Raw genomic sequence first — 13,004 nt, 5'->3', positions numbered from 1 at the left:
GAACCTGGCCTCGGCAAGCGTCGATACAGGCGCAGCCGGCCACCCTGATGATGGATCGAGGATCGCCCACATGCATTCAGCCCTCACTCTACCTGCCGCCCTACACTCGCCGTTCAACCCCGGGGAAGTCGCCCTGGTCGGCGCCGGGCCGGGCGATCCGCGCCTGTTGACCCTGCGTGCCTGGAGCCTGCTGATGCAGGCCGATGCCGTGGTCCATGACCGGCTGATCAGCGCCGAGCTGCTGGCGCTGATCCCCAGCCGTTGCCAGCGCCACTACGTGGGCAAGAGCAGCGGCTACCACAGCCTGCCGCAACCACGGATCAACCAGTTGTTGGCCGAGCTGGCCCAGCAGGGGCTGAGGGTGGTGCGGCTCAAGGGCGGCGATCCGTTCATCTTCGGCCGTGGCGCCGAGGAACTGGACTACCTGCTGCAACAAGGCGTGGACTGCCAGGTGGTGCCGGGCATCACCGCCGCGGCCGGTTGCAGCGCCTATGCCGGGATTCCCCTGACCCATCGCGACCTGGTCAGCTCCTGCCGCTTCATCACGGGCCACCTGCAACGCGATGGCGCCCTCGACCTGCCCTGGCAGAGCCTGGCCGACAGCAGCCAGACCCTGGTGTTCTACATGGGGCTGGGCAACCTCGGGTTGATCACCGAGCGCCTGCTGGCCACCGGCTTGGCCGCTGATACCCCGGCGGCGTTGATCAGCCGGGGCACCTGCCGCGACCAGCAGGTCCTGCGTGGCCGCCTGGCGCAACTGCCGGCATTGGCCGGGCAATGCTCCCTGGCCACCCCGACGCTCACCGTGATCGGCAAGGTGGTCGGCTTGTTCGCCCAGCACAGCATGGAGCAACCCGCGCATTTCGCCGGCGCCGGGCTCGAACTGGAGCTGACGCCATGAGGGCCCTGTGGTTGCTGCCGCTGTTGTGGATCAGCCCGGCCCATGGCAGCCCGGCCCTCGACCAGGCCGCCCGGGATTACCAGCAGTATTGCCAGGCCTGCCACGCTGCCAACCGCTTTGGCGGCAGCGGGCCGGCGTTGTTGCCCGAGAGCCTGGGACGGATCAAGCCGGCCGAGATCCGACAAGTGATCAGCGCCGGCCGTCCGGCCAGCCAGATGGCCGGCTTCGCCCAGGTGCTGGGGCCGGAGCGCATCGACGCCCTGGCCGCCTACCTGCAACAACCGCCGGCCACGCCGCCGACCTGGAGCGAGGAGCAGGTCCGCGCCAGCCACCAGGTGCTCAACCCCATCGAGCAACTGCCCGCCACACCCCAGCATGGCGCCGACCCGCTGAACCTGTTCGTGGTGGTGGAAGCCGGCGACCATCACATCAGCATCCTCGATGGCGACCGCTTCACTGTGCTGGCGCGTTTCGCCACCCATTTCGCCGTGCACGGCGGGCCGAAATTCTCCCCCGACGGGCGCTTCGTCTACCTGGCCTCCCGCGATGGCTGGGTCAGCCAGTACGACCTGCACAACCTCAAGCTGGTGGCCGAGGTGCGGGCCGGGCTCAACACCCGCAACCTGGCGGTGAGCAAGGATGGACGCTGGGTGCTGGTGGGCAACTACCTGCCGGGCAACCTGGTGCTGCTGGACGCCCGCGACCTGACCCCGGTCAAGAGCATCGCCACCATCGGCCAGGACGGCACCCCGTCGCGGGTCAGCGCGGTGTACACCGCCCCACCCCGGGACAGCTTCATCGTCGCGCTCAAGGACGTGAAGGAAGTCTGGGAGCTGTCCAGCGCCGGCAGCAACCCGGACTTCAGCCCACGGCGGATCCAGGCTCAGGACATGCTCGACGACTTTTCCTTCTCACCCGACTACCGCCAATTGCTGGCCACTTCGCGCCAGGCCCAGGGCGGCCAGGTGCTGGACCTGGACAGCGGCCGGGTGGTGGCCAACATCGCCCTGCCCGGCATGCCGCACCTGGGCTCGGGGACCTACTGGCAGCGCAACGGCGACTGGGTGTTCGCCACGCCGAACATCAGCAAGGGCCTGGTCTCGGTGATCGACCTCAAGACCTGGAAGCTGATCAAGGAGATTCCGACCCTGGGCCCGGGCTTCTTCATGCGCAGCCATGCCAACTCGGCCTACGCCTGGACCGATGTGTTCTTCGGCCCGGACAACGACGCCATCCACCTGATCGACAAACAGACCCTGGAAATCGCCCACACCTTGCGCCCGGTGCCGGGCAAGACCGCCGCCCATGTGGAGTTCAGCCATGACGGTCGCTACCTGTTGCTGAGCATCTGGGCCAACGACGGCGCGTTGATCGTCTACGACAGCCAGACCCTGAAGGAGATCAAGCGCATTCCCATGAACAAGCCTTCAGGCAAGTACAACGTGGGCAACAAGATCGAGTTCGCCGAGGGCACCTCGCACTAGCAGACCGTCGAAAAACGTAGGCGAGGCAGTCAGCGCAAGACAAGAACAGGCGAAAAAGCGCAGTTTACGAGTGGTAAATGAGCATTTTGACCGGGCTGGCGCACCAGCTTGTTTTCAACGCAGCGATGGCAACGCAGGCAGTTTTTCAACGGCCTGCTAGCCCTGGCCAACGCGCCCGCCATCAAGGACGGGCGTCGTGATCCAGCCAGTCGCTCCCGGCCGCCGGTCCTGCCGGCGCCAGGTGCTCGAACAGCTGGCAGATGGCGTCCACTTCCAGGCGCCCGGCCGGCAGGATGCTGATGAAATCCTCGCTCAGTTCCACCAGCCCTGCGCTGCTCATGGCCTCGAGCGCACGCCAGGCACCGGGGAAGAACTGGCGCAAGACCAGACCATGACGTTGCTCGACGGCTCGCACATCCAGCTCCAGGTCACAGGCCAGGCGCTCCATCACTTGCTGGCGGATCTGCGCGCCGCCCTCGCAGCGCCAGCCGCCCCAGGTGGCCAGCTGGTTGTGTTGCAGTTGCTCCAGGTAGTCGCCCAGCACCTCGGTGTTCTGCGCATGCAGAGCATCGAACTGGCTGACCGCGCCCAGCCCCAGGCCGATCTGGTCGCAGTAGCCGTGCCGGGTGAAGCCCTGGTAATTGCGACTCAGGGCGCCACGCTCCTGGGCCATGGCCAGGTCGTCATCGGGACGCACGAACAGCCCCAGGCCGATGTGCAGGTAGCCCGCCTGGGGCAGGCGCTCGAAACACAGGCGGCGCATCCGCGCCTTGTCCCCCAGGGTGCTGGCCGCCTGCCGGGGAGCCTGGGCATAGCGCCGGGGCGGTTGCGCGTAGTCGAATACTTGCACGCGGTCGGGCTCCAGCTCGACCAGGGTATCGAGCTTCAGGGCGAAGCTGTCCGGGGTCTGCCAGGCGTGGCCGTACCCCAGGTCGACACTCACCGAGCGATAACCGAAGGTACGCGCCGCATCGAGCAACGACTGGATCGGCGCCGGATCCTGGCGCCAGGCCGGCGCGCGCTCGCAGGCACAAGCGCCATCGGGCACGCCGATGCTCACGTGGTTGAAACCCTGGTCGCGGAGCAGGCCCATGCTGGCCCAGTCGGTGCTCGGCAAATCGACCTCGACGCCATAGTCGCCGCTGTCGTGGTCGAGGAAGTTGAAGCGCTTGCGCAGCAGCTCCATCAGCCGCTGCAAGTGCGCCGGGTCGGGGGTGCCGCCGGCAAAGTGGAACTGCTCGACCCGCTGGGCATTGCCCAGGTGGCAGGCCACTAGCTGGATCTCCCGGGACAGGGCATCCAGGTAGGTCGCCATGGGTTGGCCGGCGATCCGCAACCTGCCGGGCAGGTGCAGGTTCAGGGCCAGTGGCCGGGGTTTGCTCCGGCTGGCGCGCAAAGCCCGCAGCACATCCAGGGAACCGACGCCGGCGTGGAACTGGCCGACCTCGACATGGTAGCGGGGCTCGAGTCCCCCCTGGTCACGCTGCACGCCCCGTCCGCGGCGAGAGTGAATGACATCGAACATGACAGAAGCTCCGAGACGGGCTGCAAAACTTCAGTGTCGACCGCTGGCCGCAGAGGGACCTTGACCTGCATCAAACCCACCTGGGGTGGCCGGCGCGGGGCGCGGCTACCAGGTGAGGTAGAACATGGCCTTGGCCAGCAGCACTATGGCCAGCATATGGGTGAAGACGCTGCCGTGGATGAAGCGCACCCAGCGGGCGGTCATGCGCTCGGTACGGAACAGCAGCATGGCGCCGAGGAAATGCACCAGGACGCTGGCGGCCAGCAAGATCTTGAGCAGCAGCAAGGTGCCGAACGAGGACTCCAGCGGCGCAGCCAGCAACGGCAGGTAACGCTGCCAGACCATGCCGATGCCAGCGCCGAACAGCACCAGCAATACCCAGGGCATCAGTTGTCGCGCCCGCCGGCCGACGGCCTGTTCGAGCAACAGCATGAGCCTGGCCGGCAATTGCCGGCGAATGTTCTCCAGGAACAGCACTTCGAAGAACACCGTGCCGATGAATACCAGCGCGGCGAACAGATGCAGGATCAGCAGTACGGGATAGATCATCATCCCCTCGTCGATGGCCGGTGTGGATTCCAGCCTAGCGCCGCACTGGCTTGAGCCGTTTGATGCCAATCAAGGAATTTCGCGTCGAGGTAGCGCCGCGCCAATATTGCGTGCAGGACAATGATTATTTGCGTCCGAGGGAATTGATAGGGGCCTAACGAAAGGCGCATGCTAGAGGGCTTGCCATGGGCTTATATCATTCCGAATGATAGTTACCTTTGCTTCATTCGATTCGTGAGATACAAACCCGCCGAGCATCATCCGCCCATCTCAAATTACCTTGGCGGATGTACCCATGGACCAGTCAGTCAAACTCTTAAGTTTTCCACTAGCCGCGCTCGCCGTGCTGGTGTTGAGCGCCTGCGGCAAGGCTCCACAGACCGCCTCCGCCCCGGCGGCAGCCAAGGTCAGCGTGGCCAAGGTGCTGGAGCAGCCCGTCAACGAGTGGGATGAGTTCACCGGGCGCCTGGAGGCCCCGGAAACCGTCGAGATCCGCCCACGGGTCTCGGGCCAGATCGACCAGGTGGCCTTCACCGAAGGTGCCCTGGTGAAGAAAGGCGACCTGCTGTTCCAGATCGACCCTCGGCCGTTCCAGGCCGAAGTGCGTCGCCTGGAAGCCCAGCTGCAACAGGCCCGGGCCACCGCGACCCGCAGCGCCAACGAAGCCCAGCGTGGCCAGCGCCTGTTGACCAGCAACGCGATTTCCGCCGAGCTGGCCGACACCCGCACCAGCGCCGCCCAGGAAGCCCGGGCCGGGGTCGACGCGATCCAGGCGCAACTGGACCTGGCCAAGCTCAACCTCAGCTTCACCCGCGTCCTCGCGCCCATCAGCGGCCGGGTCAGCCGGGCGCAGATCACCGCCGGCAACCTGGTGACCGCCGACGTCACCGCGCTGACCAGCGTGGTCTCCACCGACAAGGTCTACGCCTACTTCGACGCCGACGAGCGCGTGTACCTCAAGTACACCCAGCTCGCCCGCCAGGGCCAGCGCGGCCAGAGCACCCCGGTGTACCTGGGCCTGTCCAACGAGGACGGCCACCCGCACCTGGGCCAGATGAACTTCGTCGACAACCAGGTCAACCCCAAGACCGGCACCATCCGTGGCCGCGCGGTGTTCGACAACAGCGACGGCAGCTACACCCCGGGCCTCTACGCCCGGCTGAAGCTGGTGGGCAGCGGTACTTACTCGGCGATGCTGATCAACGACGAAGCCGTGGGCACCGACCTGGGCAAGAAGTTCGTGCTGGTGATGGACGCCGATAACAAGCCGGCCTACCGCGCCGTCGAACTGGGGCCGAAGATCGAAGGCCTGCGCATCGTGCGCAACGGCCTGAGCAAGGACGACACCATCATCGTCAAGGGCCTGCAACGGGCACGCCCGGGGGCACCGGTCACGCCTGAAGTGATCCCCATGGCCAGCAAGGAAACCCTCGCCGCCCTGGCCCAACAACGCCAAGCACTGGAAGCCAGCAACCTGCCGCAGGTCACCCCTGCCAAGCCGGCTGTGGCCGTGAAACTCGCCGCCGCGACTCCGCGCGGTTAAGGGACGACTCTCAAGATGAATTTTTCCCAATTCTTCATATCAAGGCCGATCTTCGCAGCGGTGCTATCGCTGCTGATCCTGATCGCCGGCGCCATCTCGCTGTTCCAGCTCCCCATCAGCGAATACCCGGAAGTAGTCCCGCCGACCGTGGTGGTACGCGCCAACTTCCCGGGGGCCAACCCCAAGGTGATCGGTGAAACCGTGGCCGCGCCGCTGGAGCAGGCCATCACCGGGGTCGAGAACATGCTCTACATGTCCTCGCAATCCACCGCCGACGGCAAGATCACCCTGACCGTGACCTTCGCCCTGGGCACCGACCTGGACAACGCCCAGGTCCAGGTGCAGAACCGCGTGACCCGGACCCAGCCCAAGCTGCCGGAAGAAGTGACGCGCATCGGTATCACCGTGGACAAGGCCTCCCCCGACCTGACCATGGTGGTGCACCTGACCTCGCCGGACAAACGCTACGACATGCTCTACCTGTCCAACTACGCCATCCTCAACATCAAGGATGAGCTAGCGCGCCTGGGCGGCGTGGGCGACGTGCAGCTGTTCGGCATGGGCGACTACTCGCTGCGCGTGTGGCTGGACCCGAACAAGACCGCTTCGCGCAACCTGACCGCCACCGACGTGGTCACCGCAATCCGTGAACAGAACCGCCAGGTGGCTGCCGGTGCCCTGGGCGCGCCACCTGCGCCCAACGCCACCAGTTTCCAGCTGTCGGTCAACACCCAGGGCCGCCTGGTCACCGAGGAAGAGTTCGAGAACATCATCATTCGCTCCGGCGAAGACGGCGAGATCACCCGCCTGAAAGACATCGCCCGGGTCGAGCTGGGGTCGAGCCAGTACGCCCTGCGCTCGCTGCTGGACAATCAGCCGGCGGTAGCGATCCCGATCTTCCAGCGTCCGGGCTCCAATGCCATCGAGATCTCCAACGAAGTGCGGGCCAAGATGGCCGAGCTCAAGCAGAGTTTCCCCGAAGGCATGGACTTCAGCATCGTCTACGACCCGACCATCTTCGTCCGTGGCTCCATCGAGGCAGTGGTGCATACCCTGTTCGAAGCCCTGGTACTGGTGGTGCTGGTGGTGATCCTGTTCCTGCAGACCTGGCGCGCCTCGATCATCCCGCTGGTGGCCGTCCCGGTCTCGCTGATCGGCACCTTCGCGGTGATGCACATGTTCGGCTTCTCGCTCAACGCGCTGTCGCTGTTCGGCCTGGTACTGGCCATCGGCATCGTGGTGGACGACGCCATCGTGGTGGTGGAGAACGTCGAACGTAACATCGGCCTGGGCCTGAACCCGGTGGAAGCCACCAAGCGCGCCATGCGCGAAGTGACCGGCCCGATCATCGCCACCGCCCTGGTGCTGTGCGCGGTATTCGTGCCCGCGGCCTTCATCAGTGGCCTGACCGGACAGTTCTACAAGCAGTTCGCCCTGACCATCGCCATTTCCACGGTGATCTCGGCCTTCAACTCCCTGACCCTGTCCCCGGCCCTGGCGGCAGTGCTGCTCAAGGAACACCACGCGCCCAAGGACCGTTTCTCGCTGTTCCTCGACAAGCTGCTGGGTGGCTGGCTGTTCAAGCCGTTCAACCGCTTCTTCGAGCGCGCCAGCAACGGCTACGTCGGCACCGTGCGCCGGGTCATTCGTGGCAGCGGCATCGCCCTGTTCCTGTATGCCGGCCTGATGGTCCTGACCTGGTTCGGCTTCGCCCACACGCCCACCGGCTTCGTTCCGGCCCAGGACAAGCAGTACCTGGTGGCCTTCGCCCAGTTGCCGGATGCGGCGAGCCTGGATCGTACCGAAGACGTGATCAAGCGCATGTCCGACATCGCCCTGAAGCAGCCTGGGGTGGAAAGCGCCGTGGCCTTCCCTGGCCTGTCGATCAACGGCTTCACCAACAGCCCGAACAACGGCATCGTCTTCGTCACCTTGAAGCCCTTTGAGGAGCGCAAGGACCCGAGCATGTCCGCCGGCGCGATCGCCGGGGCCCTGAACGGCAAGTACGCTGACATCCAGGATGCCTACATGGCGATCTTCCCACCGCCACCGGTACAGGGCCTGGGCACCATCGGCGGGTTCCGCCTGCAGGTCGAGGACCGCGGCGGCCTGGGCTACGAGGACCTGTACAAGGAAGTGCAGAACGTCATTGCCAAGAGCCGCAACGTGCCGGAACTGGCCGGGTTGTTCACCAGCTACCAGGTCAACGTGCCCCAGGTGGACGCGGCCATCGACCGGGAAAAGGCCAAGACCCACGGCGTGGCGATCTCGGACATCTTCGACACCCTGCAGATCTACCTGGGTTCACTGTATGCCAACGACTTCAACCGCTTCGGACGTACCTACCAGGTCAACGTCCAGGCCGAGCAGCAGTTCCGCCTGGAAGCCGAGCAGATCGGCCAGCTGAAAGTGCGCAACAACAAGGGCGAGATGATCCCCCTGGCGACCTTCATCAAAGTCAGCGACACCGCAGGTCCCGACCGCGTCATGCACTACAACGGCTTCGTCACCGCCGAGATCAACGGCGCGGCAGCTCCGGGCTACAGCTCCGGGCAAGCGGAAGCGGCGATCGAGAAACTGCTCAAGGAAGAACTGCCCAACGGCATGACCTATGAATGGACCGAGTTGACCTACCAGCAGATCCTGGCTGGCAACACCGCGCTGTTCGTGTTCCCACTGTGCGTACTGCTGGCCTTCCTGGTGCTGGCCGCCCAATACGAAAGCTGGAGCCTGCCACTGGCGGTGATCCTGATCGTGCCCATGACCCTGCTGTCGGCCATTGCCGGGGTGATCATCTCCGGGGGCGACAACAACATCTTCACCCAGATCGGCTTGATCGTACTGGTGGGCCTGGCGTGCAAGAACGCGATCCTGATCGTCGAGTTCGCCAAGGACAAGCAAGAGGAAGGCCTGGACCCGCTGGCCGCGGTACTGGAAGCCTGCCGCCTGCGCCTGCGGCCGATCCTGATGACCTCCTTCGCCTTCATCATGGGCGTAGTGCCCCTGGTGATCTCCAGCGGCGCAGGTGCGGAAATGCGTCATGCCATGGGTGTGGCGGTGTTCTCCGGGATGCTCGGGGTGACCTTCTTCGGCCTGCTGCTGACCCCGGTGTTCTATGTCCTGATCCGCAACTACGTGGAGCGCAGCGAGGCCCGCAAGGCCGCCCGCGCCCTGCAACTGGAGACGCAACAATGAGTTCGAAAGTCTTCCTGCCGAGCCTGCTGGTACTGGCCCTGAGCGCCTGTGCGGTAGGTCCGGACTACCAGACCCCGAGCACCGAGGCGGCGCATATCAGCGCCGCCGGCGACACCGCTGCGGGCCAGAAGAACTTCGATCGCGCGCGCTTCGAAGGCATCTGGTGGCAGCAGTTCGACGATCCGACGCTCAACCAGCTGGTGAGCCAGTCGCTCAAGGGTAACCGTGAGCTGCGGGTGGCCTTCGCCCGCCTGCGGGCCGCCCGGGCGATCCGCGATGACGCCAGCAATGACGCCATGCCGACCATCACCAGCCGCGCCAGCAGCAACCTGGGCAAGGGCCAGGTGCCCGGCCAGACCAGCAAGCGGGTCAATAGCGAGCGCTACGACCTGGGGCTGGACATGGCCTGGGAGCTGGACCTGTTCGGCCGCATCCAGCGCAACCTGGAAGCCACCGAAGCCGACCAGCAAGCCGCCGAGGCCGACCTCTACCAGTTGCAGGTGACCATGATCGCCGAGCTGGTGGATGCCTACGGCCAGCTGCGTGGCGCACAACTGCGGGAAAAGATCGCCCTGGCCAACCTGGACAACCAGAAGGCCTCGCGCAAGATCACCGAAAGCCTGCGTGATGCCGGAGTGGGCGACCAGCTGGACGTGGTCCGCGCCGATGCGCGCCTGGCAGCGGTGGAGGCCAGCGTGCCGCAACTGCAGGCCGAGCAGGTGCGCCAGCGCAACCGCATCGCCACCCTGCTGGGTGAGCGCCCGGACAAACTCAGTGTCGACCTTTCGCCCGCGCAGTTGCCGGCCATTGCCAAGGCCTTGCCGATCGGCGATCCGGGCGAGCTGCTGCAACGCCGGCCGGACATCCTCAGCGCCGAACGCAAGCTGGCCGCCGCCACCGCGCGAATCGGCGTGGCCAAGGCCGATCTGTTCCCGCGGGTCAGCCTCAGTGGTTTCCTCGGCTTCACCGCCGGGCGTGGTTCGCAGATCGGCTCCTCGGCGGCCAATGCCTGGGCCCTGGGCCCGAGCATCACCTGGGCCGCCTTCGACCTGGGCAGTGTGCGGGCGCGCCTGCGCGGCGCCGACGCCAATGCCGACGGCGCCCTGGCCAACTATGAGCAGCAGGTGCTGCTGGCCCTGGAAGAATCGGAGAATGCCTTCAGCGATTACGGCAAGCGTCAGCAGCGCCTGCTCTCGCTGATCCGCCAGAGCGAGTCCAGCCGCGCCGCCGCCGATCTGGCCGAGATCCGCTATCGCGAAGGCACCGTGGACTTCCTGGTGCTGCTGGACGCCCAGCGCGAGCGCCTGGCCGCCGAAGACTCCCAGGCCCAGGCCGAAGTCGAGCTGTACCGCGGCATCGTCGCCATCTACAAGGCCCTGGGCGGTGGCTGGCAACCCGAGACGGTGGCCAGCAACTAAAGAATTGCAACGAGCTCCTTTGGTTGGCCGCAACCAACCAATGTTTGGCCCCGTGGATCATTCGGTCGCGGGGCCTTTTTTTTGCCCGGATAGCGACCTGCCGCCACGCAAGGCTGCATCCGGCTTGGGCGGCATGTCGAAATAGCAGGCGCAGGCGCTTGCAACCGCTGAAGATCGTCAAGCAAGGTCCTGCGGACCTTCGTGCAGCCTCGCCGATGGCTCGACAGCGGCTACACGGCGAAGGATCGCCGATAGAGGGGATCGATCAACCAGTCGGCCATTACGATTGGACAGCCACCCGGCCCGCTCCTAACCTGCGCTCGCCTCGTAGTCGCCCAGGCCTTCATGCCCATGATCGTGCGTCCCAAACCGAACCTGATCGCCCTGCTCTTCGCCCTCAAGGGCTCGATCGCCAAGCGCATCGCCTTGCGCTGCGCCCTGGTGACCCTGCTGGCCTCGGTCATTGTGCTGGTGGAAACCCTGCAGCCCAGCTACTTCTCCAGGGTCAGCGCCACACCGTTCACCCTGCTGGGGCTGTCGTTGTCGATTTTCATGAGCTTTCGCAACAACGCCTGCTATGACCGCTGGTGGGAGGGCCGCAAGCAACTGGGGCAGCTGGCCATCGAGGTGCGCTCGCTGATCCGCGAGAGCCTGGTGCTCGAAGGCCATCGCGAACGTGAAGGCTTGCTGCGTGACCTCTGTGGTTTCGCCCATAGCCTGATCGCCCGGCTGCGCCACGAGGACGAGGCCAGTGCCCTGGCACCCTGGGCCCAGGCGCCCGTGGACCGGCAGCACCCGAACCTGACCGACGCCCAGTTGCAGCACATCGGCCGGCGCTGCTCGCAATGGGCACGACAAGGGCTGATCAGCGAATGGCGCTATACCCAGCTGGAAACTCGCCTGGTCAGCCTGAGCCTGGTCCAGGCGGCCTGCGAACGTATCCAGAACACTCCGCTGCCCTTTCCCTATACCCTGCTGCTGCACCGCACCATCTACCTGTTCTGCATTCTCCTGCCGTTCGCCATGGCCGAGCCGCTGGGCTGGCTGGCGCCGATCTTCACCGCCATCGTCAGCTACACCTTCCTGGGCCTGGACGAAATCGGCGACGACCTCGAAAACCCCTTCGGCTACGACGACAACGACCTGCCCTGCAGTGCTCTACTGCGCGGCCTGGAGCGCGAAGTGCTGGCGGCGTTGGGTGAACCGCAACTGCCACCGCCGCTGGAACCCCGGGAATACGTGTTGACCTGATCGCGGGTTTGACTCGAGCCGGTTCCTGGTCGAAGCTTGCTCCCTCTTCAAGTCGCCAATTTCCCATGCCCATGACCCGAGCCCGTCGCTACCTGCTGATCAGCCTGCCCATCGTCATCCTCCTGGTCCTGGCCTGGTCGTTCTGGCGCAGCGCTCCGCCGGCGGTGCCGGATGCCATCAGGCACGGCTACGGCCAGGCCCTGGAGAAGGCGCGCAACGGCCAACCCGGTGCGGCCAGGGTGCTCTACCAGCAACTGGGGCGTCCGGATCTCGATGACCAGCAACGTATCCGCCTGCTGGCGGTACTGCCCAACTACCCCAGCCCCCAGGCCCTGAAGCTGGCCGATGCCGACCTGCAGCACCCTTCGCCCGAAGTGCGCAAGGCGGCCATCAAGAGCGTGCTCGGCCTGGTGCCCAGCGGCAAGCGCAGCCTGCTGCTGGGGCCTTTGCTGAGCGATCCGGAGCAAAGCGTGCGCTTCGCCGCGGTGGACGCCCTGCTGGGCCTGTCCCCGGACGACCAGGGCCTGTACTTCGGCCCGCTGCAGCAGGTGATCGATGAATACACCCAGGTGCTCAGGACCCGTGGCGACAATGTCGAAGCCCAGTACCAGCTGGCTCGCCTGTACCTGCATAACGCCGACCTGGCCAGGGCCCAGCAGACCCTGGAGCAGGCACTGAAACTGGCGCCGGACAACCTGCAGGCGGTGGTCTTGCAGATCGAGGTGCTGGACAAGCAGGGCCAGAGCGAGGCGGCCCGCCAACTGCTGGCCAAGCAACTGCAGGCCCAGCAGGACTCGGCCTACCTGCAGCACGCCCTGGGGCTCTGGCTGCTGCACCACGGCCAGGGTGAATTCGCCCTGCTGGGCCTGGCCCGGGCAGTGGAGCTGGAGCCGAACAATGCCGCCTACCGCTACGACCTGGCCACTACCCTGCACAGCGAGCAGGAACTGGAGGCCGCGCAGAAGCAGCTGGAGGAAATCGTCCAGCGCCAACCCTACAACCGCAAGGCGCGGGTGCTGCTGATCAGTTACTGGAAGGAAAGCGGCCAGTTGCAGAATGTCCAGGTGCTGTTGGCCCAGCTGGAACAACAGAACCCCGACGACCCGGCCCTGCAGCAAGGGCTCTGACCCTCCGCCCC

The 13,004-nt window shown here is 65.7% G+C and carries 9 protein-coding genes; 7 read left to right on the top strand and 2 right to left on the bottom strand.

Features of this window, described 5'->3' with window-relative positions:
* Positions 1–70 precede the first annotated feature (70 nt).
* Entirely contained in the window at positions 71–901 is an 831-nt protein-coding gene (gene cobA, locus C4K40_RS13835; protein ID WP_053129219.1) for a uroporphyrinogen-III C-methyltransferase, read from the top strand.
* The gene (locus C4K40_RS13830; RefSeq protein ID WP_053129217.1) at positions 898–2,385 is read left to right on the top strand and encodes a nitrite reductase; all 1,488 of its coding nucleotides are present in this window, start codon (positions 898–900) and stop codon (positions 2,383–2,385) included. Before cobA ends, C4K40_RS13830 begins: the two co-directional genes overlap by 4 nt.
* A 181-nt stretch (positions 2,386–2,566) precedes the next feature.
* Here the strand turns inward: C4K40_RS13830 and C4K40_RS13825 are convergent, their stop codons facing one another.
* Both C4K40_RS13825 and C4K40_RS13820 read right to left on the bottom strand, forming a co-directional pair.
* On the bottom strand, positions 2,567–3,910 hold the full coding sequence (locus C4K40_RS13825; protein ID WP_053129215.1) for a coproporphyrinogen III oxidase: 1,344 nt from the start codon (positions 3,908–3,910) through the stop codon (positions 2,567–2,569).
* Between the two features lie 105 nt (positions 3,911–4,015).
* Entirely contained in the window at positions 4,016–4,459 is a 444-nt protein-coding gene (locus tag C4K40_RS13820) for a CopD family copper resistance protein (protein WP_053131310.1), read from the bottom strand.
* Positions 4,460–4,754: 295 nt separating this feature from the next.
* On the opposite strand from C4K40_RS13820, the gene mexE reads away from it, so the two are divergent.
* From mexE to C4K40_RS13795, 5 genes are all read left to right on the top strand, one after another.
* Positions 4,755–6,002, top strand: coding sequence for a multidrug efflux RND transporter periplasmic adaptor subunit MexE (mexE, locus tag C4K40_RS13815; protein ID WP_053129213.1), 1,248 nt, complete (start codon positions 4,755–4,757; stop codon positions 6,000–6,002).
* Between the two features lie 15 nt (positions 6,003–6,017).
* A complete protein-coding gene (locus tag C4K40_RS13810) occupies positions 6,018–9,197 on the top strand; it encodes an efflux RND transporter permease subunit (RefSeq protein WP_053129211.1) in 3,180 nt (1,059 codons plus the stop codon).
* A complete protein-coding gene (locus C4K40_RS13805; protein WP_053129208.1) occupies positions 9,194–10,615 on the top strand; it encodes an efflux transporter outer membrane subunit in 1,422 nt (473 codons plus the stop codon). The genes C4K40_RS13810 and C4K40_RS13805 overlap by 4 nt, the downstream gene beginning before the upstream one ends.
* A 351-nt stretch (positions 10,616–10,966) precedes the next feature.
* Complete coding sequence (locus C4K40_RS13800) at positions 10,967–11,866, top strand: bestrophin family protein (protein WP_053129206.1); 900 nt, start codon at positions 10,967–10,969, stop codon at positions 11,864–11,866.
* Positions 11,867–11,937: 71 nt separating this feature from the next.
* Complete coding sequence (locus tag C4K40_RS13795) at positions 11,938–12,993, top strand: HEAT repeat domain-containing protein (RefSeq protein WP_053131308.1); 1,056 nt, start codon at positions 11,938–11,940, stop codon at positions 12,991–12,993.
* Positions 12,994–13,004: the final 11 nt, after the last annotated feature.

The organism is Pseudomonas sp. CMR5c (assembly GCF_003850545.1).
GTDB lineage: Bacteria > Pseudomonadota > Gammaproteobacteria > Pseudomonadales > Pseudomonadaceae > Aquipseudomonas > Aquipseudomonas piscis.
This window is presented reverse-complemented; position numbering and strand designations above follow the sequence as displayed.